This window comes from [Erwinia] mediterraneensis (assembly GCF_900604315.1).
In the GTDB taxonomy this organism is placed as follows: Bacteria; Pseudomonadota; Gammaproteobacteria; order Enterobacterales; family Enterobacteriaceae; genus Pantoea; species Pantoea mediterraneensis_A.
Genome location: NZ_LR026978.1, coordinates 378,880 through 400,868, shown reverse-complemented (window position 1 = coordinate 400,868; position 21,989 = coordinate 378,880). Strand labels below are relative to the sequence as shown.

At 58.4% G+C, this 21,989-nt stretch carries 19 protein-coding genes; 11 read left to right on the top strand and 8 right to left on the bottom strand.

The window, feature by feature from the left end; genetic code table 11:
• Positions 1–132: 132 nt before the first annotated feature.
• Together guaB and guaA are read left to right on the top strand one after the other, a co-directional pair.
• Positions 133–1,599 (top strand): IMP dehydrogenase, encoded by a 1,467-nt coding sequence (gene guaB / locus E0E17_RS01780; RefSeq protein WP_130831016.1) that lies wholly within the window; start codon positions 133–135, stop codon positions 1,597–1,599.
• A gap of 71 nt (positions 1,600–1,670) precedes the next feature.
• Entirely contained in the window at positions 1,671–3,251 is a 1,581-nt protein-coding gene (gene guaA, locus E0E17_RS01775) for a glutamine-hydrolyzing GMP synthase (RefSeq protein ID WP_130831015.1), read from the top strand.
• Between the two features lie 266 nt (positions 3,252–3,517).
• Here guaA and E0E17_RS01765 read toward each other — a convergent pair whose 3' ends face one another.
• Positions 3,518–4,429 (bottom strand): LysR family transcriptional regulator, encoded by a 912-nt coding sequence (locus E0E17_RS01765; RefSeq protein ID WP_130831014.1) that lies wholly within the window; start codon positions 4,427–4,429, stop codon positions 3,518–3,520.
• Positions 4,430–4,552: 123 nt separating this feature from the next.
• Between E0E17_RS01765 and E0E17_RS01760 the strand changes: the two genes are divergently transcribed.
• Both E0E17_RS01760 and E0E17_RS01755 read left to right on the top strand, forming a co-directional pair.
• Positions 4,553–4,999 (top strand): ester cyclase, encoded by a 447-nt coding sequence (locus tag E0E17_RS01760; protein WP_130831013.1) that lies wholly within the window; start codon positions 4,553–4,555, stop codon positions 4,997–4,999.
• 50 nt (positions 5,000–5,049) lie between these two features.
• Complete coding sequence (locus E0E17_RS01755) at positions 5,050–5,970, top strand: NADP-dependent oxidoreductase (RefSeq protein ID WP_130831012.1); 921 nt, start codon at positions 5,050–5,052, stop codon at positions 5,968–5,970.
• A 121-nt stretch (positions 5,971–6,091) separates the two neighbouring features.
• Here the strand turns inward: E0E17_RS01755 and E0E17_RS01750 are convergent, their stop codons facing one another.
• On the bottom strand, positions 6,092–7,063 hold the full coding sequence (locus E0E17_RS01750) for an AraC family transcriptional regulator (protein ID WP_130831011.1): 972 nt from the start codon (positions 7,061–7,063) through the stop codon (positions 6,092–6,094).
• Between the two features lie 97 nt (positions 7,064–7,160).
• Between E0E17_RS01750 and E0E17_RS01745 the strand changes: the two genes are divergently transcribed.
• The 4 genes from E0E17_RS01745 (at position 7,161) to E0E17_RS01730 (ending at position 10,806) form a co-directional block, all read left to right on the top strand.
• Complete coding sequence (locus E0E17_RS01745) at positions 7,161–7,913, top strand: SDR family oxidoreductase (protein WP_130831010.1); 753 nt, start codon at positions 7,161–7,163, stop codon at positions 7,911–7,913.
• 361 nt (positions 7,914–8,274) lie between these two features.
• Positions 8,275–9,234, top strand: coding sequence for an aldo/keto reductase (locus tag E0E17_RS01740; RefSeq protein WP_130831009.1), 960 nt, complete (start codon positions 8,275–8,277; stop codon positions 9,232–9,234).
• On the top strand, positions 9,231–9,842 hold the full coding sequence (locus tag E0E17_RS01735; RefSeq protein WP_130831008.1) for a TetR/AcrR family transcriptional regulator: 612 nt from the start codon (positions 9,231–9,233) through the stop codon (positions 9,840–9,842). The genes E0E17_RS01740 and E0E17_RS01735 overlap by 4 nt, the downstream gene beginning before the upstream one ends.
• Before the next feature lie 169 nt (positions 9,843–10,011).
• Complete coding sequence (locus E0E17_RS01730; RefSeq protein ID WP_130831007.1) at positions 10,012–10,806, top strand: DUF3750 domain-containing protein; 795 nt, start codon at positions 10,012–10,014, stop codon at positions 10,804–10,806.
• A 42-nt stretch (positions 10,807–10,848) separates the two neighbouring features.
• Here E0E17_RS01730 and E0E17_RS01725 read toward each other — a convergent pair whose 3' ends face one another.
• The 6 genes from E0E17_RS01725 to ppk1 form a co-directional block, all read right to left on the bottom strand.
• Positions 10,849–11,028 carry a GDFGVC terminal motif YodC-like protein gene (locus E0E17_RS01725; RefSeq protein WP_130831006.1) on the bottom strand — a complete coding sequence of 60 codons (180 nt, stop codon included), beginning with the start codon at positions 11,026–11,028 and terminating at the stop codon, positions 10,849–10,851.
• 65 nt (positions 11,029–11,093) lie between these two features.
• Positions 11,094–12,524: a magnesium transporter gene (mgtE, locus tag E0E17_RS01720; protein ID WP_130831005.1), complete on the bottom strand. Its 1,431-nt coding sequence runs from the start codon at positions 12,522–12,524 to the stop codon at positions 11,094–11,096.
• Positions 12,525–12,652: 128 nt separating this feature from the next.
• Complete coding sequence (locus E0E17_RS01715) at positions 12,653–12,844, bottom strand: YfgG family protein (RefSeq protein ID WP_130831004.1); 192 nt, start codon at positions 12,842–12,844, stop codon at positions 12,653–12,655.
• A gap of 217 nt (positions 12,845–13,061) precedes the next feature.
• On the bottom strand, positions 13,062–13,664 hold the full coding sequence (gene tehB / locus E0E17_RS01710) for a tellurite resistance methyltransferase TehB (RefSeq protein ID WP_130831003.1): 603 nt from the start codon (positions 13,662–13,664) through the stop codon (positions 13,062–13,064).
• A 38-nt stretch (positions 13,665–13,702) separates the two neighbouring features.
• Positions 13,703–15,229 carry an exopolyphosphatase gene (gene ppx / locus E0E17_RS01705; protein WP_130831002.1) on the bottom strand — a complete coding sequence of 509 codons (1,527 nt, stop codon included), beginning with the start codon at positions 15,227–15,229 and terminating at the stop codon, positions 13,703–13,705.
• A 5-nt stretch (positions 15,230–15,234) separates the two neighbouring features.
• Positions 15,235–17,295 carry a polyphosphate kinase 1 gene (ppk1, locus tag E0E17_RS01700; protein ID WP_130831001.1) on the bottom strand — a complete coding sequence of 687 codons (2,061 nt, stop codon included), beginning with the start codon at positions 17,293–17,295 and terminating at the stop codon, positions 15,235–15,237.
• A gap of 150 nt (positions 17,296–17,445) precedes the next feature.
• Between ppk1 and E0E17_RS01695 the strand changes: the two genes are divergently transcribed.
• From E0E17_RS01695 to pstB, 3 genes are read left to right on the top strand one after another with little or no spacing between them, the layout of a single operon-like run.
• The gene (locus E0E17_RS01695; protein ID WP_130831000.1) at positions 17,446–19,542 is read left to right on the top strand and encodes an ABC transporter permease subunit; all 2,097 of its coding nucleotides are present in this window, start codon (positions 17,446–17,448) and stop codon (positions 19,540–19,542) included.
• Positions 19,539–21,161 (top strand): phosphate ABC transporter permease PstA, encoded by a 1,623-nt coding sequence (gene pstA / locus E0E17_RS01690; RefSeq protein ID WP_130830999.1) that lies wholly within the window; start codon positions 19,539–19,541, stop codon positions 21,159–21,161. Before E0E17_RS01695 ends, pstA begins: the two co-directional genes overlap by 4 nt.
• A 10-nt stretch (positions 21,162–21,171) precedes the next feature.
• Positions 21,172–21,939, top strand: a complete 768-nt coding sequence (pstB, locus tag E0E17_RS01685) for a phosphate ABC transporter ATP-binding protein PstB (protein WP_130830998.1) — start codon at positions 21,172–21,174, stop codon at positions 21,937–21,939.
• Positions 21,940–21,989: the final 50 nt, after the last annotated feature.

The following is a 21,989-nucleotide window of genomic DNA, read 5'->3' as shown; positions in this document are numbered from 1 at the left end:
ACCGATACTACATGGCTGGCAGAGGGGATCAAGACTTTTCCTGAAAAAAAGCTGGAGGCAATCGATTACGGCCTGTATAATGCCGCGGCAATATTTTATCTGTTCTCATTCACCCCAGGTTGAGATATTGCCATGCTAAGAATCGCTAAAGAAGCCCTGACATTTGACGACGTTCTGCTCGTTCCTGCCCACTCTACTGTTCTGCCTAATACGGCCGATCTCAGCACCCAACTGACCAAAAACATCCGTCTGAATATTCCTATGCTCTCTGCGGCTATGGATACCGTGACCGAAGCGGGTCTGGCTATCGCACTGGCGCAGGAAGGCGGCCTTGGCTTTATCCATAAAAACATGTCTATCGAACGCCAGGCGGATGAAGTCCGCAAGGTGAAGAAACATGAAAGCGGGGTGGTGACGGAGCCGCAAACCGTGCTGCCAACCACGGCGCTGAGCGAAGTCAAAGCGCTGACCGAGCGTAATGGCTTTGCGGGCTACCCGGTCGTGAATAAAGATAACGAGCTGGTGGGCATTATCACCGGTCGTGACGTGCGTTTTGTTACCGATTTAAGCCTGCCGGTATCTGCGGTAATGACGCCGAAAGAGCGTCTGGTGACGGTCAAAGAGGGCGAAGCGCGCGAAGTGGTTCTGCAGAAAATGCACGAAAAACGCGTGGAAAAAGCGCTGGTGGTCGACAGCAGCTTCCATCTGCTGGGCATGATTACTGTCAAAGATTTCCAGAAAGCCGAACGTAAACCCAACGCCTGTAAAGATGCTCATGGCCGTCTGCGTGTAGGCGCGGCAGTGGGTGCCGGTGCCGGTAACGAAGAACGTGTGGATGCGCTGGTCGCGGCCGGGGTCGACGTGCTGCTGATCGACTCCTCCCATGGTCACTCCGAAGGCGTGCTGCAGCGTATCCGTGAGACGCGCGCCAAATATCCCGATCTGGAAATTATCGGCGGCAACGTGGCTACCGGTGCAGGCGCGCTGGCGCTGGCCGAAGCGGGCGTGAGCGCCGTGAAAGTCGGTATCGGCCCGGGCTCCATCTGTACTACCCGTATCGTCACCGGCGTCGGCGTACCGCAGATCACCGCCGTGTCTGACGCGGTTGCCGCGCTGGAAGGCACCGGTATTCCGGTCATCGCCGATGGCGGTATCCGCTTCTCCGGCGACATCGCTAAAGCGATCGCGGCAGGGGCCGCCTGCGTGATGGTCGGCTCGATGCTGGCGGGTACTGAAGAATCACCAGGTGAAATCGAACTCTATCAGGGGCGCGCATTCAAATCTTACCGTGGTATGGGCTCGCTGGGCGCGATGTCCAAAGGTTCTTCTGACCGTTACTTCCAGACCGATAATGCCGCCGATAAGCTGGTGCCGGAAGGTATCGAAGGCCGCGTCGCCTATAAAGGCCGTCTGAAAGAGATCGTTCACCAGCAGATGGGCGGCCTGCGCTCCTGTATGGGCCTGACCGGTTGCGCCACCATCGATGAGCTGCGTACCAAAGCGGAATTTGTACGCATCAGCGGCGCCGGTATTCAGGAAAGTCACGTCCATGATGTGACCATCACCAAAGAGTCACCGAACTACCGCATGGGATCCTGATCCCTGAGATTTAGCGCCCGGCGATTGCCGGGCGAATTCATTATTTAGTCTATCGCCCTGGAAATGCCTTAATGACGACGGAAAATATTCATAAACACCGCATTCTGATTCTCGATTTTGGTTCGCAGTATACGCAGCTGGTTGCGCGTCGTGTACGCGAGCTGGGCGTCTACTGTGAGCTCTGGGCGTGGGATGTCACCGAAGAGCAGATTCGCCAGTTCAACCCGAACGGGATCATCCTGTCTGGCGGCCCGGAAAGCACCACGGAGCTGAACAGCCCGCGTGCGCCGGAGTATGTTTTTAACGCTGGCGTGCCGGTGCTGGGCGTCTGCTATGGTATGCAAACCATGGCGATGCAGCTGGGCGGCAAAGTGGAAGGCTCCAGCGAGCGCGAATTTGGCTATGCTCAGGTCGAAGTGAAAACCCCCAGCGCCCTGATCCGCGATATTGAAGATGCCATCAGCGCCGACGGCAAACCGCTGCTGGATGTCTGGATGAGCCATGGCGATAAAGTCACGGCGATCCCGCAAGGCTTTGTCACCGTTGCCAGCACCGAAACCTGCCCCTTCGCTATTATGGCAAACGAAGAGAAGCATTTTTACGGCGTACAGTTCCATCCGGAAGTGACGCATACCCGTCAGGGGCTGCGTATGCTGGAACGCTTTATCCGCGATATCTGTGCCTGTGAAGCGCTGTGGACACCGGCAAAAATCATTGAAGATGCGGTTGAACGTCTGCGCGTACAGATTGGTAACGACAGAGTGATCCTCGGTCTTTCTGGCGGCGTCGACTCCTCGGTCACCGCCATGCTGCTGCATCGCGCCATTGGCGACCGCCTGACCTGCGTCTTTGTGGATAACGGTCTGCTGCGTCTGAACGAAGCGGAACAGGTGCTGGAGATGTTTGGCGACCACTTTGGTCTGAATATTGTCCATGTGCCTGCCGAAATGCGCTTTTTAAATGCGCTGGCAGGGATTGACGATCCGGAAGCGAAACGTAAAACCATCGGTCGCGTCTTTGTTGAGGTGTTCGATGAAGAAGCTGGCAAGCTCACCGACGTGAAATGGCTGGCGCAGGGCACTATCTATCCTGACGTGATTGAGTCGGCAGCATCAGCAACCGGTAAGGCGCACGTCATTAAATCGCACCACAACGTGGGCGGTCTGCCGAAAGAGATGAAGCTGGGCCTGGTCGAGCCGCTGAAAGAGCTGTTCAAAGACGAAGTGCGCAAAATCGGTCTCGAGCTGGGTCTGCCGTACGATATGCTCTACCGCCATCCGTTCCCGGGGCCGGGCCTTGGCGTGCGCGTACTGGGCGAAGTGAAGAAAGAGTATTGCGACCTGCTGCGTCGTGCCGATGCCATCTTCATTGAAGAGCTGCGCCGCGCCGATCTCTATAACAAAGTCAGCCAGGCATTTACTGTCTTCCTGCCGGTGCGCTCGGTAGGCGTAATGGGCGATGGCCGGAAATATGACTGGGTGGTTTCGCTGCGTGCGGTAGAAACCATCGACTTTATGACCGCGCACTGGGCGCACCTGCCGTACGATTTCCTCGGCCGCGTTTCAAACCGCATTATCAACGAAGTGAACGGCATCTCCCGCGTAGTGTATGACATCAGCGGCAAGCCGCCCGCGACGATTGAGTGGGAGTGACGCCAGGCCTTTCGGGGAGCATCGTCAGCTATCGGAAATCTGTTGCAACGCATTGATTTAAAAAAATGCGATGTAGTGGCTATCGGTGGCTATCGCCAGTCAGTGGAATAGTCTGGCACCAGAAGTGACGGTATCGCCTGGCGGTACCGTCACCTTTCGCGGCTATTACCGTCTTAACGGCCGCCGCGAGACGCTCAACATCGGCCACTATGGGCCGCAAGACAACATGCGGGTCATCGATGATCGCCCGCTCTCGCAACACCGCTTCATAGCGCTTGTGCTACTGACTCAATCAGCGCTCTCAGCCATTGCTGCGCGAGATTGCCTTCGCTGCGCCGATGCCAAATCAAGTGAAAGACTATCTCTGGCAACGGTATGGGCGGCGGGAAAAATACGAGCTTGTGGCCCGCGGGGGAGCTGAGCGCGACCCGCTTCATGACCGTAGCGGTCATCCCCGTGCGCGCGACAACCGACGGCAAAGCGAACATCTGCGGTAGCGTCAGCGCGAGCGTGCGCTGCTTGCCTTGCTGCGCGAGCGCCTGATCCACCAGCCCATGCCGTTGCCCTTCCGGCGACGCCAGCGCATGCGGCAGCGACAGATACGTCTTCATGTTCATCCCACGCCGTGCCGCCGGATGTTGACTCGCGACAATCGTCACGAACTCGTCGCGCAGGATCGGACGCGTGAGGATCCGGCCTTCCGGATGCGTGGGCGGTACGCCGATAGCCGCATCGATCACACCCGCATCGAGCAGGTTCACCGCATCGTCGCGGTCATTGAACGCATGCACGTTGATCGCGATGCCCGGCGCCTGTTCACCGAGCGCTTCCAGCAGCGCGGGCAGCAGCACGAAGGCAGGGTAGTCCGACAAACCCAGATTCAACGCGAAGGCCGCCTTTCCGGGTACAAATTCTGGCTTTTTTACTAAAGTCGCTTCGATTTGCCGCAGCGCCTGCGCAATGGGATCGGCCAGTTCCCGCGCACGTGGCGTGGGCAGCAGACCACTGGCGCTGCGCATGAACAGCGGATCGCCGAGCAACTCACGCAGCCGCGACAGCGCCGCGCTCATGGCTGGTTGACTCACGCCCATTTGCGTCGCCGCACGGGTGACGTTGCGCTCGCGCATCAAAGCATCGAAGGCAGCCAGCAGATTCAGGTCGATCCCATGAAAATCCATAATTCAAATAATCATTTATATAGTTTATTTGTTGGACGAATTCTATAGCGGAGCGCACACTCCGGTCAATTCCACTCACAACGTCACGGCGACAAAACCGTGACGCAACCATGAGAGCCCATTATGAACGTCGCCGAACATCAACTCGCCGGGCGCCTGCGCATCGAGCGCCTGGCCGTAGAAACGCTGTACCGCGCCTTCAATGATAACGATCCCGATCTTGTCGACACTGTGCTCGCCCCTGATTGGGACGACATTCCGCTCGCGCCGGGCCAGGGGCGGGGACCGGAAGGTATCAAGCCGATCATCCGCAGCTTCGCGCAGGCATTTCCCGATGTGCGCATCGTCATTCACGACATGATCCAGGTACCGGGACAAATCGCGGTGCGCGCGGAAATCACCGGCACGCATCGGGGTGAACTGTTCGGCATCGCCCCGACCGGCAAGCAGGTCAGTTTCCGTCTGCACGAATTCCACACGCTGGACGGCAGGCGCGTGATCACCACGTGGCATATGGAGGACTGGTTCGGGCTGTTCCTTCAGCTCGGCCAGTTTCCGGCACAAGCCTGAACGTGCCGATTACCGACATCCCTGTCTCCTTGAAACCCTGGGAAAAAGCCATGAAAGCAGCACTTATCAATACTTTCGGCGGTCCCGATGTCGTCAGCATCGGCGAGACCGCGCTACGCGATATGTATCCCGACGAGGCCACTGTCCGTATCGAAGCAGCGGGCCTCAATCCGCTGGACCTGAAGATCATCGCGGGCTATATGCAGCAAGTCTTCCCGGTTGCTCTTCCCTACATTCCCGGCAATGACTTCAGCGGCGTGGTCGAGGCGGTCGGCACGCAGGTCACGCATCTGCAACCGGGCGACCGTGTGTTCGGCCGCAGCATGCCCGGCGCTGGCGGTGCATTTGCGCAACGTCTGGTGATCGCCGCCAGCGATCTGTGTGCGATGCCTTCGGAGATGAGCTTCGAGCAGGCCGCGTCCTTGCCGACCGCATTCGGCACCGCGCGACAGGCGCTGTTCGATTCGGGCCGCCTCCAGGGCGGACAACGCGTGCTGATCCACGCGGCGGCTGGCGGTGTCGGCAGTATGGCTGTGCAGCAAGCGCATCTGGCGGGCGCGTATGTGATCGGCACCGCATCGGCAGGCAACGTCAAACTGGTGAAGAGCCTCGGCGCCGATGAAGTCATCGACTACCGTACGCAGGACTTCACGCAACTGCGCGATATCGATCTTGTGCTTGATCCGATCGGCGGCGAAACACTCGAGAAGTCATGGCCGGTGTTGCGTGAGGGTGGACGCATCGCAACGCTGGTGGAGTTCGGCATCGAATCGCGAAACGGGCGTATCGGCGAGGCCGTATTTTTTCAAAGCGCGACGCCTTCGCTTCCCGAAGCGGTCAGACAATTTCAGGCAGGGCAGTTGCAGATCATTACCGATGCGATCTTTCCGCTGGATGACGCGCGCGCCGCGCTCGAAAAACTCGCGACCGGTCATGCACGCGGCAAGGTGCTGATCCGCACGCGCCAATGACGGACGGCAAAGAGCACTACGTCGCTCTGCCGCCGCGCTTGAAGCTGGATCAGTAGCCGACAGGCAACGAGTGACCGATATCTACAGACGCAGCGCCATGCTCGTTGATGGTGCGAAAAATTTAACCAAAGGGCCGATCGGCAAAGAGGAGAGGTTTATCCTCGTTGCCCGGTTGTGGAAGCGCAGAAGGGCTCGGGGCTACTGTTCGTGCATAACGGGCTGGGGGCATACCGACGTATCGTGCAAATGCAATGCTGAAACTGCTTGCCGATCGGTACCCCACCTTTACGGCGACCTGCTCGGTAGTGAGTTTCTGGCCCCGTAATAACTGTTTTGCGAGCGCCATACGCCAGGTCAGTAAATATTCCATGGGCGGCAGGCCGACGATGCGGTTGAATCTGGCAAAGAAGGCGGAACGGGACAGGGCGGCTTCGGTGGCAAGATCGGCAACTGTCCAGGTATGATCCGGGCGGGTGTGCATGGCGCGCAGCGCTGCAGCGAGGCGTTCGTCACCCAGGCCGCGGATTAGACCTGGTGCGGAGGTGGTTTCCGTTCCGCATCGCAATGCCTCGATCAACAGCACCTCAAGAAGCCGCGCCAGCACCAGGGCTTTTGCCGCCCGTTGTTCGCGTGTTTCCTCACCGATCAGTTGTATCAGCGTGGTAAGCCGGGGTTGACCGCGCACCACAATCACGTCGGGTAACAGCGAGACGAGCAGTGCGGCATCCGTTGCACCAAAGCTGCAATGCCCGATCAGCATACGCAGATCGGCAGGCCCCTGCTGGCGTCCGATGCGAAAATGCCCCTCGCTGATCCGTGTCGGCACTGTTGCGGGCAGGTCATCCGGTGCATTGAGGCTGTCGTTGACCATGTCACGCATTGCCGGGGCAAGTATAAAGTCGCCAGCCTGCAGAACGAACCGTTGATTACCGCCAAAGGTGATACGGCAGCTTCCTTCCAGGATGGCACAATAGAGCGGTTCGCGCGTCTCCTCGCGATGAATCCGCCATGAACCGGCAGCTTCCACCAGCTTGGAAAAACGGGCAGCAGGCTGCAGCAAGGTGACGATTTGCGCCAGCGGATCGATGGTCATAATCAGGACTCATTCTAAATCAATCGCGACTTTAAACTATATTACGTCCAGCTCTCTGCCACTACTATAAAAGCGTTAACTTTTAGTGGAGATGCTTATGCCTGCCATATTGATTACGGGTTGTTCATCCGGCTTTGGCCTGGAAACCGCGAAGCTGTTTATTGAAAAGGGTTGGGATGTGATTGCCACGATGCGAACGCCTCACGCAGGTTTACTGCCGGTTTCCGATCGGCTTCGTCTGCTTGAGCTCGACATCACCGCGCCGGCGAGTATCGCGCAGGTAGTAGAGGCAGCCGGTCCGATCGACGTGCTGGTCAACAATGCCGGTTTCGGGGCGCCCGCGCCAGTTGAGCTGACGTCACCGGAAACAACGCATGCCCTGTTTCAGACGAACACCATCGGAACCCTGGCGATGGTACAGGCTGTGGTACCGCAAATGCGCCAGCGCCGGGCTGGTGTGGTCATCAATGTGACCTCCTCGGTAACGCTCAAAACATTGCCGGTCGTCGGGGTCTATCGGGCCAGCAAAGCGGCCGTCAACGCCTTTACCGAATCGCTGGCGCTGGAAATGGCCCCGTTCGGCGTGCGCGCACACCTCGTTTTGCCCGGTCGCTCGCCGGAAACCCACTTCAGTGCCAATGCCCGCCCGCATGTGCGCGGCATGGACGAAGCGGATTATGCGCCGATGCTGCAGCAATTCGTAAAAAACGTCCAGGAGGAGAATGGTCCCGTGACCCATGCGTCCGATGTAGCCGCCGCGGTCTGGCGCGCAGCGACCGACCCCACTGCTCCGTTATATATTCCGGCGGGTGCAGATGCCGAGCTCTGGATGAGTGAGGCCGATGTATAACCGGAATGGTGGCTGGTGACCGCCGCCTGTCAACATACAGATGGCGGTCACGCCCGGCCTCTTGCTCGTGGATGCTGACTATGTGTCAGTATCACCTGGCTGCCCTTGCGAGCTCTGCGAAATATCCCTTCAACGCTGCCAGCGCCACGTTCACCTTTGCCGGGTGCGTATCGCGTCCGGCCGTCAGCAAAGTCAGAGGCTGCGACGGTGGGCGCATCTTCGGCGGTACCCTGACCAGCAGACTCTGTTCAAGTGCTGGTCATATATCGGTGTACTGTGTGCTGGTGACAAAATCAGAAAAATGTCATTTGTCATTATTACACCGGGGTCGAGCTCCGGTCCTGCAGCACGAGGTAATCTGATGACTTTCGCAACACGTAAGCTGGGTGCCAACGGTCCCACCGTTTCAGCGCTGGGTCTTGGTTGTATGGGGATGTCCGAGTTCTATGGTCATGCCGATCGCCAGAACTCACTGGATACTATCGCGGCGGCCCTTGACGCCGGTATCACCCTGTTCGATACCGGCGACTTCTATGGCATGGGGCACAATGAGTTATTGCTGGCCGAGGCGTTGCGCGGTCGGCGCGACAGGGCGTTTATTCAGGTGAAATTTGGCTCGCTGCGCGCGCCCGATGGCGCATTTCTGGGAATCGATGCCCGTCCCGCTACGATGAAAAATGCGCTCTCTTATTCGCTGCGCCGTCTCAATAGCGATCATATCGATCTTTATATGACCGGCTTCGATCCCGCCGTGCCGGTTGAAGAAACGGTCGGTGCGATGGGGGAGATGGTGCGTCAGGGCTATATCCGTTACGTCGGCCTGATGAATGTCGATGCCGAAACGCTGCGTCGGGCTCACGCCGCCTGGCCGATCACCGCTCTACAGTATGAATATGGCTTGCTCTCTCGTGATATGGAGCAGGAGATACTGCCGCTCTGCCGCGAGCTGGGCATCGGTATTACCGCCTATGGCGTGCTCAGCCGCGGCCTGCTCACCGGCAGCAGCGGGAACGGCGAAGGCGATGTCCGCAGCACTTACTATCCACGCTTTCAGGGCGAAAATCTGACGCAAAACAGGCAGCTGGCGGCGGCACTCGCCCGGGTTGCCGACAGTGAGGGCATTACCGTAGCGCAGGCAGCGATCGGCTGGGTGCTGAGTCAGGGCGAAGAGATTATTCCGCTGGTTGGCGCTCGTACCGTGGCGCGTCTGACAGAGGCGCTGAACGCTCCTTTGCAGCTTTCAGCGGCGGCGCTGGTGGTGATTGAACAGGTGGTGCCGCGCGATGCGGTGCAGGGTGAACGTTTTATGGTGCGCAAATGATGACGCCGAACGCTGCTGACGCTGAGGAGATGCTTACCCGCATTCTGGACAGCGCCGAAATGCTGCTTCGTCGCCACGGGTTGCAGAAGCTGAACGTGGTCGACGTGGCGCGCGCCATGAAGATGAGCCACGGCAATTTGTACCGCCACGTGCCAGGCAAGGCGGCGCTGCGTGCAGCGGTGATCCGGCGCTGGCTGCATCGTATCTCCACAGAGACGGGATTTATTGCCGCTAAGGATGCCCCCGCCGATGAACGTCTGGTGGAGTGGCTGAAAACCCTGGCGGTAATTAAACAGCGCAAGGTGACGGAAGATGCTGAACTGCTCGCGGCGGCAGCGCAGGTCGTGCGTGAGGAGCCCGACGTGCTGCATGAACACAATGGACTGCTACGGGCACAGCTGGCGGCTATTCTTGCCGCAGGCTGGGCGAATGGCTCGTTACCGGGCGTGCAGGATGCGCAGGCAACGGCCATCGCGGTTCTGAATGCCACCGCCCGCTACCATCACCCCGATATGGTGGTGAACGGGGGACCGCCTGCGCTACAGATGCAGGGACTTGAAGGCGTCATCGCACTGATTCTGGCTGGCCTGAGACACAGGCCTGAGTAAGTGCGGCAGCACAGCGCTGTACAAAAACCGCACATAAGGTGTAAGCGGGCCAGGGACAGCGTGGCTGGCTTGCTGTATGATTATTGCCCGCCCCGCAGTGTGGGCGCCACCGTTCGTCTGATCACTCCCATAGCCATTTCTTCCCTTACCACAGGAATCACGCACCACTATGACCTTTCTTAAACTGTTTTCTCTGCTTTTTATCGCGGTTGTGCTGCTGTCGCTGGGGCAGAGCCTGGCGCAGGCGACGCGTAACGGCGAGCCAGGCGGTCAGGGCGGATGGTGGTCAGCGCGGCGTGATTCGGCGGGCATCGCGCCCGACCCACATCGTCTGAGCGACACCGCCATTGTGCAGGTTTACGCTGCGCCAACCTACGGCTGGAAAGGGGCGGTAGCGGTGCATCCCTGGATTATCTTCAAGCGGGCAGGGGAAACCCGTTACCACCGCTATGAGGTGGTGAGTTGGGGCAGCAGGGATGTGGTACGCCATAACTATACGCTGCCTGATGGCTTCTGGTATGGGTCAAAGCCGCGACTGCTGATTGAACATCGTGGGACCGGCGCTGAAGCGATGATCCCGCAAATCGAAAGCGCGATTCAAAGCTATCCCTGGCCGCACACCTATCACGCCTGGCCAGGTCCCAACAGCAACACCTTCCTGGCGCATATTGGCCGCGAAGTACCGGCGCTGCGTCTGGATCTGCCGGCAAATGCCATTGGCAAAGATTATCGCCCGCTGTGGCGGCCAATCGGTTTATCCTCCTCCGGCAGCGGCGTTCAGGCTTCTCTCCTTGGCGTGCTGGGATTAACCCTGGCGCGGGAAGAGGGCATTGAAGTGAATGTGCTTGGGCTCAATCTCGGTATCGATTTTGCCCCGCTGCGTCTGCGCTTGCCTTTTATCGGCGGGCTGGGGGGCGACAATCTGCAAAAGAATAAAACGCCGGATGGGCAGCAGGAAGAGTAACGCTGCAAAAGCGCCCCGTCGTCGACGGGGCTGATCCGCACCTCAGCAAACGCCGAAGTCGCCTTCTTCGTGATAGCGGCTCACGCTGTCTGCTGGCACTTCAATCTCTTTCTTTGTCGTATCATCAATGCGTGCGCACCAGAGCGTATCGCCCTCCACACGCAGTACCAGCATTTTCGGGCCGCCGGTTTTTGACTGCACAATATCATCAGGTTGAAACATCTTCTTTCTCCGTGGTTTTTCTTGTCAGGCAGTTTGTTGCAGCATGGGTCAGGCGGGCGCAGCCGTCAACCCGCGCCGGGCTGATGCAAAAAAAGCGTGGCCAGACCCAGGAAAATAAAAAAACCGCCGGTATCGGTAATGGCGGTGATCAGCACGCTGGAGCCCACGGCTGGATCGCGTTTCATTCTGGTCATCACCAGCGGGGTCAGCACCCCCATCAGCGCCGCCAGCAGCAGATTCAGCACCATCGCCAGCATCATCACGCCGCCCAGCGCCAGATTATGGTAGAGCAGCCAGGTCATTACACCCATAATGCCGCCCCAGCACAGGCCGTTCAGCAGCGCCACGCCCAGCTCGCGCAGAATCAGAAAGGAGAAGTTGCCGGGTTCCACCTGATGCAGTGCCAGGGCGCGCACGATCATGGTGATGGTCTGATTACCGGTATTGCCGCCGATACCGGCCACGATGGGCATCAGGGTGGCGAGCGCTACCAGCTGCGAAATGGTCGCTTCAAACAGGCCAATTACCCGGGAAGCGATAAAGGCGGTACAGAGGTTGAGCGCCAGCCAGGCCCAGCGCTTGCGTACCGCTTTACGCACCGGGGCGAATACATCCTCTTCCTCGCTGATCCCGCCCATTTTGCGAATATTGCTTTCGCTGGTTTCATTGACCAGATCGATTACCTCTTCAACGGTGACACGGCCAATCAGCTTGCCCTGCGCGTCAATTACCGCGGCGGAGATAAGGTTATAACGCTCAAACGCACCGGCGGCATCTTGCGCTTTATCATCCAGCTGAAAGGTAGTGGGTGTGGGGTTCATCACCGCGGCAACAGTCGTTTGCGGCGGGTTCAGCAGAATATCGCTCAGCGCCAGATCGCCCAGCAGCTGGTTATTTTTGTCGGTAATAAAGATTTTATCGGTGCCTTCCGGAATGCGTTTTTTGCGGCGTAAAAAGCGCTGCACCGTAGCCAGGGTGACGTCGGCACGTACGGTAAGGATATTGAAATCCATAATCCGCCCGACACGATCACGATCGAACTGCACGACGCTGAGGACGCGGGCGCGCTGGTCGGGTGCCAGCGAGGTGAGCAGCCGTCCGGTAAGATCGCGCGGTAAGTAGCGCACCAGCCAGACCTGTTCATCGATATCCAGCGGCTCAATGGCGCGCAGAATATCGCGGTCGCTCATCTCTTCCGTCAGGCTTTCCCAGACGCTTTCGGAGGCTTCCACCAGCACGCGGCCGCGCCGCTCGCCAGGGATCAGCCGCCACAACGCCTGACGCGCCTCTTCAGGCAACGCTTCCAGAATATCGGCCAGGTCAGCAGCATGCAGCTGAGCAATATCCTCTTCCAGTGCGCGTTGCGCAGGATGAGCCGGGCTCAGCGGCGCGTCGGGCTTTTCCAGCAGCGCCTCTGTCAGCTGAGGCTCATCAAGCAGTAGCGTCAGGATACGATGGCGGGTTTCACTTAAGCGTTGGGCATGCGAAGCAGACATGACGAATCCCTTGTGTCTGTAAACAACACGAGGAAGTGTAGCGGTTTCGCTGAGAAAAAGATGCGAAAAAGAAGCTTGTCTTCAGTCAGTCAACGCAGGGGGGCAGCATTACACCGGGGTTGTAACCTTTAACGATTTTCGGCTGTGGTGGTCATGGCTGCAGGTACAGAAGAATCGGCTTTTTTGAGCTGATGATGTTCAATGGCGCCGGGGATGGTAAAAATCAGTCGGCCAATAAGGATGATAAAGCTAATCAGTAAAACGATACGGGTCATTGTACCGGTTTTATGACGTCTTCGGACGGGCATAGCGCTGTTCACGCGGTGTGTTTCCTGTAAAGAACCCCTGAAGGGCAATGAGGTTATTTAGACATACTCATGGGATGAAATCAATCATGTGATTTAAAAAATGTGCAAATTTTGCACAGCGGTTTTGTCTGCCCGCCGGCGTGCAGAAAGCAAGGAAACGGGCGGCGGTCATCAGGAAGGGGAGGGGACAACAGGGCCGCCCGGATGCAACGGCCCGGCGGCCTCAGTCTCAGTAGCTCGCTTTTTGCGCCAGCAGGGTGGCAAAGCGGCAGCTGATGCGATTGCCATGCTCATCTTTTTTATGCAGCTGGCCGACATGCTCGTTGTATTTCACAATATGCCAGTTGCGATAGTAGTGACTCAGCTCGCCCGATTTAAAGGTGAAAGGGAAGTCGACCGGGCAGGGAAAATCATCGGTGCTCATGGCCGCCACAATCAGGTTATAGCCATTCTTTACCGTACCGGCCTGCATATCGGCAATCAGCTGCGGAATGGTCGCGGGTTGCAGAAACATCATGACCACTGTCGACAGCACAAAATCCCAGGCACCGTTAAAGCGCGTCTGGTTGAGATCGCGCTGTTCGGTATGAATATGCTGCAAGCCTTCCTGCGCGATAATCTGATTCAGGCGTGTCAGACTGTCACTGTTCTGATCCCAGGCGGTCACTTCAAACCCCTGTTGATTCAGAAACAGGCTATTGCGTCCGCTGCCGCAGCCAAGATCCAGCGCGCGGCCTGGCGTCAGCAGCGGCAGCGCCGCGAGCACTTCCGAGTGGACCGGTGTCAGCCCATATTTTTCAGTGAAATTTACGTTATTCGTTAATGGCGTCATGGTGGTTTACCTCAGCGCAGTCCGGGGCTGCGTCGACATCAGGCTTCTTCTTCCAGCGTCAGCTTCCAGCCGCTGACATCGTTCCAGTATCCCTGTTCCCGTTCCAGATCGAGCTGTACAAGGGTATTCTGGCTTAAATAGCCTGCCGGAAATATCAGGGTCCAGTGCCCCTCATGGGTCTTCAGACGCAGCTCATCGGGTCGTGAGGTCGCCTGGCGCTGATTATTCAGCAACGTGCTGAGACGCAGGATGAAAATCAGCGGCAAAAACTGCTTTTTCTTGAACAGGGTAAAGCGCGGCATCTCTTCCGGTTTGACCCCTTTACGATGAAAGCGCACCAGCGTAGCCAGCAGCATTTGCTGATCCTGGTTGAAACCGGGCATGTTGGAGTGCTGCAAAATATAGGAAGAGTGGCGTTGCAGGCCGCTGTGGTTAATCGTCAGGCCCACTTCATGCAGCAGAGCAGCCCATTTCAGCAGGGCGGCCAGCTGCGGATTCGCCAGCTTCGGATTCTGATCGCGCCACTGGCTGTAAAGCAGCTCGGTGGTTTCCAGCACGCGTCGCGCCTGATCGTTGTCGATAGCGTAGTGATTGGCCAGGCTCTGTGCTGTGCGGCTGCGGATATCCTGATGGCGAAAGCGGCCCTCCATCTCATAGAGCACCCCTTCACGCAGCGCGCCGTCTGAAAGACGCAGTTCGCGAATCGCCAGCGCATCAAACACGCCACACAAAATCGCCAGACCCGGCACAAACACCACTTTGCGCTCTTCCGAGAGACCCGGCAGGCTCAGCGCGGAGAAAGATTTGTGTTTGAGCACTTCATCGCAGAGCCGCTCCAGGCGCTCCGGCGTAATCAGCTTCTCTTTTTCGCCCATCGCCTGCAGCACTTCGCAGGCGGCCTTGATGGTGCCTGATGCCCCCAGCGCATACTGCCAGCCTTGCAGGCGATATTGCCAGGAGAGGGTTTCCAGCTTCTGCACCGCCGCAAGGCGGGCACGACGAAAATTCTCGCGGTTGATTACGCCAGCGGGAAAATAGAGCTGGGCAAAACTGACGCAGCCCATACGGCGGCTTTCCACCAGCTGCGGCTCAAAGTCCTCGCCAATCACCAGCTCCGTTGAGCCGCCGCCAATATCAATCACCAGTTTGCGGCCTTTCTCCGGCTGCGTATGTTCCACCCCCATAAAAATCAGGCGAGCCTCTTCGTGGCCGGAGATCACTTCAATTGGATAGGGGATCACCTCCGCCGCGCGTTGCAGAAACTCTTCGGCATTGATCGCCTGGCGTAGGGTATGGGTGCCGACAATGGTCACGTTCGCGGCGCTAAAACCCTGCAGACGTTCAGCAAACAGCGTCAGACAGGCAAGACCGCGCTGCATCGCCTCTTCACTCAGGCGATTATTGGCGTCCAGTCCATCAGCCAGATGTACCCGCTGCTTAAGCCGTCCCAACACCTGCATTGCGCCATCGACCACACGGGCAATCACCATGTGAAAACTGTTGGAACCCAGGTCAATCGCCGCAAATTCCTGCGGTTTGGGCGTACTCTTATGGGAAATTGGCATAGGAATTATTCAGGTTGTTCCAGTTGCTTGATGTAATCGTAAATCGCCAGCTGGGCACGCACCTTACGGCGATTACCGCGCTGAACGTAACGGTTACTGAGTTCTTTGTCCACAATACGGGCTTTCACCGTATCACTGAACAGAATGGCGACGATATCCAGGATGCGCTGTTTCAGCCTGGGATCAAGGATCACTACGGCGACTTCAATGCGGTAATCGATATTACGCGTCATCCAGTCCGCAGAGGAAAGGTACACTTTTTTATCGCCGTTGTTTTCAAAGATGTAGACGCGATCGTGCTCCAGATAGCGGTCAACAATGCTGATCACGCGAATATTATCGCTGATCCCTTCGAGATCAGGAACCAGCGAGCACATGCCGCGTACCAGCAGATTGACCTGCACGCCGACACTGGAGGCAGTATATAGCCGATCCACCAGCCCCTCATCCACCAGATTATTGATTTTCAGCGTAATGCCGGCAGGGCGTCCCTGTTGCGCGTTGGCGATTTCTTCATCGATAAGCTGATAGAGCATGCGGCGTGAGTTTTGCGGTGACACCATCAGATAATCAAAGCTCACCGGGCGATAGGGGTTCTCGATAAAGTTAAACACGCGGCGCACTTCATTAGTAATGCGCGCATCGGCAGTGAGCAGCGAATAATCGGTATAGGTGCGTGCGGTCTTCTCATTGAAGTTACCGGTACCGATATGGGCATAGCGCACCACCTCTTCACCTTCACGGCGCGAGATAAGGAACAGCTTGGCATGAATTTTCAGGCCAGGGGCAGAGAAGATAACATGCACGCCCGCTTCCGTCAGACGCTTCGCCCAGCGAATGTTCGCCTCTTCGTCAAAACGTGCCTGCAGCTCCACCACCACGGTGACTTTTTTACCGTTGTAGGCGGCATGGATCATCGCATCGATGATGCGTGAGTTTTTCGCCACGCGGTAAATATTAATTTTGATCGCCAGCACGCTGGGATCAAAGGAGGCCTGACGCAGCAGCTCAAGCACATGCTCAAAGGTGTGATAGGGATAATAGAGCAGCACGTCGCGGTTACGGATCGCATCAAAGCCATTGCGGAAGCCGTCAAAGCCCATATGACGGATCTGCGGCAGCGGCTTGTTCACCAGGTTGGCCTTGCCGACGTTAGGGAAAGAGATGAAATCTTTAAAGTTATGGTAACGACCGCCAGGGATCACCGAATCGTAACTGGAGATGGAAAGCTTGTGGCGCAGCAGTTCCACCATGGCATCGGGCATATCGCGCTGATAGACAAAGCGCACCGGCAGCGCGGTGAGACGCTGCTTGAGACTGGAGGACATCAGCTCCAGCAGGCTCGACTCCGTTTCTGTGACCAGATCGTAATCAGCGTCGCGCGTCATTTTCATCGAGTAGGCGTTCAGCGTGTCGTAGTCAAAGAAGCCCTTGAAAATTTCATCCAGGCAGTAGCGCAGGATATTATCCAGCAGGATCATCGGTTTGCGACGACGCGGCGATTCCGCCGGCAGATTGACAAAGCGCGGAATTTTATCTGACGGAATTTCCAGCAGCGCATAGCGCGTGTCGCTGCCACGAATAATCTCCACCGCCAGATAGGTGTAATCGTCTTTCAGAAACTCGGTCAGGTCGGTGTCGTGGTTAATCAGAATGGGGGTAACGTGCTGGCGCAGATGATGTTTAAAATAGTGGCGCAGCCAGCTCTGCTGATTGGGCGACAGCTGACGCTCGTTGATCAGGAAAATCTGGTTGCGCGCCATCTCCAGCAGCAAGTCATTATACAGCCCGTCGAATTCCTGATCGGACTTCAGCACCCGCAGCTGGATCTTTTTCAGCAGGCGGCGCGGCGCGCTGGCGGATCCCTGTTCTTCACTGATCAGGATACGGCGTTTCAGGTCGGCGAAGCGGACTTTATAAAATTCATCAAGGTTATTGGAATAGATGCCCAAAAAGCGCATGCGCTCAATCAGCGGATTGCTTTTATCTGCCGCTTCCTGCAGGACGCGTTCGTTGAACGATAACCAGCTTAGCTCTTTTTCGATGTACAGCTTTTCCTGACCCATTCTGACTCCGTATGCTGTTGCAGGACTGGCGATCCCGTGTCCGCTCCCATTATGGCGAGAGCAGGGCCGTCTTGTCCAACCTCAACAGTTGTCATATCAATCAGCTACGGGCAACATAGCAACTAATCTCTGAATACTCTCCGGGCCTGCATGACCGATAACCGTATTCCCGTCCAGTTTAGCGACCGCAGCCGACGCTGGGCAGATCGCCTGACGCGCCGTATCGTCACGGCCAGTGGCGTCGCCATTTTGCTGCTGATGCTACTCCTGTTTTTCTGGCTGATCTGGGTGGTGGTCCCCCTTTTTGCTGCGCCAGGTCTGCAGGCGGGTGCAACGCAGCCGCTAACAGATAAGACGCCTTCGCTGGCGCTGGGGATGCAGGGGGACGCTGGCTGGCGCATCAGCCGCGCCGGTACGGTACGGTTTATTCCGCTGGACGGCGCGCCGCCGGAGCCGGTGCCGCCGCTGGCGCAAGCGCCGGAAGCCGTGGTGACCAGTGCCGATCAGCGCTCTCTGCTGATTCAGTCGCGTGGCACACTGCTGCTGCTGCAACCCGCGCGGCTTAATGGAGAAACGGAGTGGCGGTTTCCGCTGGGCGATAAGCCGCTGATGTTACCGGAAGGCCCGGCGCAACAGCTCGCGCTGGCAACGCCGGATGAGAATCGCTGGCGCATCGCGGCGGCAACGCCGGGCGGCGTGACGGTCACCACCCTGACGCGACAGCGTGAGGTAAAACATCAGCGTCTGAATCAGGCTCATGCCGATCTGCTGCTGCTTTCTCCCCGCGGCGATCTGCTCTATAGCGTGGAAGGGAGGCTGCTGCGCGTCTGGGAGCTGAGCACTGAGCAGGCCCGGCTGCGTGAGGTGATTACCCTGACAAAACGCCCGCGCTCGCTGCATCTGTTAGCGGGCGGGCAATCTCTGCTGATCGAAGATGACGACAGCATCAGCCAGTGGTTCGCCATCGCCGGCGAGCAGGGGGTGCGTCTGCAGAACATTCAGCGCTGGCCGCAGCCCCAGGGAGAACGGCTGATCGTAACCGAACCGAACCGGCGCGTGTTTGCTACCCTGATGCCAACGGGTCTGTTACAGCTCTATGCCAGCAAACAGCCTGGTCCCATTCTCAGTCGGCAGCTGGCCCCCGGCATTCGCCACGCCCGGTTTTCCGATCGCGGCGACAGGCTGCTGGTTGAACGGGAAAGCAGCTGGCAATCTTATCACCTTGATAATCCCTGGCCCGATTTCAGCTGGCGCAACCTGTGGCAAAAAGTCTGGTATGAAAACTACCCACAGCCGGACTGGGTGTGGCAGTCCACCGCCGCCGGGGATAACTATCAGGCCAAGTTCAGCCTGGTGCCGATGGTGATCGGCACCCTGAAAGCTGCCGCGCTGGCGTTGCTGTTTGCTACCCCGCTGGCACTGGCGGCGGCGATCTATACCGCCTGGTTTATGGCGCCGGGCCTGCGCCGCTGGGTGAAACCCGCCATTGAGATGATGGGCGCGCTGCCCAGTGTGGTGATTGGCCTGATTGCCGGTTTATGGCTGGCGCCGCGTATCAGCAGCGCGCTCTCCGGGGTACTGCTGTTGCCGCTGATGCTGGCGCTGACGCTGTTGATCTGCGGCGCGCTCAGCGCCCGCTTACCGGCGAGCTGGCGACAGCCCGGGCGGGAGATCTTGCTGCTGCTGCCGTTGCTGTCGGGCGTGACGCTGCTGACTCTCTGGTTGCTGCCGCAACTGACCGGCGATCTCAGTGAGCATCTGCAGCACTATGAACAGCGTAATTTGCTGGTGGCAGGTGTGGCGATGGGCTTTGCCCTGGTGCCCTTGATCTTTACCCTGGCGGAAGATGCCCTGTTCAGCGTCCCGGCGGCGCTGGGGCAGGGATCGCTGGCGCTGGGGGCAACGCCCTGGCAGACCCTGACGCGCGTAATATTGCCAGGCGCCTCCGCCGGTATTTTTGCCGCCCTGATGATCGGTTTTGGCCGCGCTGTCGGCGAAACCATGATAGTGCTGATGGCAACCGGCAACACGCCGGTCACTGACGGCGGGCTGTTCAGCGGCCTGCGTGCGCTGGCGGCGAATATCGCCATCGAAATGCCGGAAGCGGCAGCAGGCAGCGCACACTATCGCATTCTGTTTTTAAGCGCGTTGCTGCTGCTGATTTTTACCCTGGTGATCAATACACTGGCGGAAGTGGTACGCCAGCGCCTGCGTCAGCGCTACAGCCAGCATGAGGGACAGGGATGACGGCGTTACAACAAAACGATCGCTGGCGCTGGCTGACAGCCGGGGCCGTCACGGTATGTCTGCTGGCCTTTGCCCTGCTCACCGGGCTGCTCGCCTGGCAGGGGATGCGCGCTTTCTGGCCGCAGCCGGTCGATCTTTACCAGCTGCGCCAGCCCGATGGCACGACGCAGGTGTTGCTTGGTGAAACAGTAGAAACAACGCGCCTGTCGGCCAACGGGCAGGACGCGGATGGCAGCGTGACCCGTTACCTGCTGAAAACCGGCAACCGCGATGTCGCCGCGCCAGATTTCCGTGTAATCCTGAGCCGCGATGCGCTGACTGTGACGCAGCCGCCAGAGGTCATGGTGGTGCAACGTCGCAGCGGCGGCAACGCGCTGGGCTGGTTTGTCGAACTACGGCAGGATAATGAGACCCTCACGGCGCAGAATATCGCTGCGCTGCTGCAGCAGCGGCTGGAGAAGGTGCATACCCTGTTACGCCAGGCCAGCGCCATTCGCCATACCGACATGGCGCGCGTCAATAATCAGTTGCGCGCGCTGGAGACCCAGGCCGAGGCGCAGCGCAGCGCCAATGCCTTTACGCCGCAGACGCAATCGGAGTACCAGGCGAACCGGGCGGCGTTGCAGCGCCGCTTCAGCGAACTGAGTACCCGGCTGGCGGCCCTGCAACAGGAGAGCGTGCGCGACGCGCTGATCCTGCGTGATGTGCAGGGCAGGGAGCGCAGCATCCCACTCGCGCAAATCGTTGACGCCTGGCATCCCAACGCCATGTCCTTTAGCCAGAAATGGCACCATTTTTTACATCAGGTATGGCATTTTGTCAGTGACAGTCCGGCGGCCGGGCCGAGCGAAAAGGGGGCCTTTCCGGCGATTTTTGGTACTGTGCTGATGGTGCTGTTGATGTCAGTGCTGGTGATGCCGCTGGGAGTGATTGCTGCCGTCTGGCTGCATGAATATGCCGGACGCCACGCCCTGACCCGGCTGGTGCGCATTGCGGTGGTGAACCTCGCTGGCGTGCCCTCTATTGTTTATGGCGTGTTTGGCCTCGGCTTTTTTGTCTGGCTGGTGGGCGGCACCCTCGATCAGCTCTTTTTTGCCCGCACCTTGCCCAGCCCCACCTTCGGCACGCCGGGCCTGCTCTGGGCGGCATTAACGCTGGCGCTGCTGACCTTACCGGTGGTGATAGTGGCAACGGAAGAGGGCTTGTCACGTATCCCGGACAGCCTGCGCCAGGGCTCGCTGGCGCTGGGGGCGACCAAAGCGGAAACCCTCTGGCATGTGGTGTTGCCCATGGCGCTGCCCGCAATGTTGACCGGGTTGATTCTGGCGGTAGCGCGCGCGGCGGGCGAGACCGCGCCGTTGATGCTGGTGGGCGTGGTGAAAATGGTGCCGGAACTGCCGGTTGATGCTGTGTTCCCGTATCTGCATCTCGACCGGAAATTTATGCATCTGGGCTTCCAGATTTATGATCTGGCTTTCCAGAGCCCGAATATTGAAGCGGATCGGCCGCTGGTGTACGCCACTGCGCTGCTGCTGGTACTGATTATTTTATCCCTTAATCTGGTCGCGATGGGATTGCGCCACCGTTTGCGTGAGCGCTACCGGATAATGACTCAATAACCGAGAAACTATGACCTTCGATTCCGACATTGCACTCACGGTGAATCAGCTGTCGCTCTGGTATGGCGAACGCCAGGTACTGCATGATATCGCGCTGCGCATCCCGAAAAATCGCATTACGGCGCTCATCGGCCCCTCCGGCTGCGGAAAATCCACGCTGCTGCGCTGTTTCAATCGCATGAATGACGTGATCGATAGTTGCCGTATGCAGGGAGAGATTCTGCTGGAGCAGCGCGCCATTACGCAGCCCGGACAGGATCTGCCGGCGCTGCGGCGGCGGGTCGGCATGGTCTTCCAGCGCCCGAATCCTTTTCCGAAATCGATTTATGAAAATGTGGTGTACGGCCTGCGCTTACAGGGGGTACGCGATCGCCATATCCTTAATCAGGCCTGTGAACGCGCGCTGCGCGCTGCGGCCCTGTGGAGCGAAGTGAAAGATCATCTGGGACAAAATGCGCTGCAGCTCTCCAGCGGGCAGCAGCAGCGCCTGGTGATCGCCCGCGCGATCGCTATCGAGCCGGATGTTCTGCTGCTGGACGAGCCCACCTCCGCCCTGGATCCGATTTCGACGCTGGAGATTGAAGAGCTGATGACCACGCTGAAGCAGCACTTTACCCTGGTGCTGGTGACGCACAACATGCAGCAGGCGGCGCGCGTTTCCGACTACACCGCTTTTATGCATAACGGCATGCTGGTTGAGTTTGGCGCGACGGATGCGATATTCACCGCGCCGCAGGAGAAGCGCACCGAAGATTATATTACCGGTCGCTACGGCTAAACTACGGGCATAAAAAAAGGGAAAAGATGCGCTTTTCCCCTGCGTTTGCT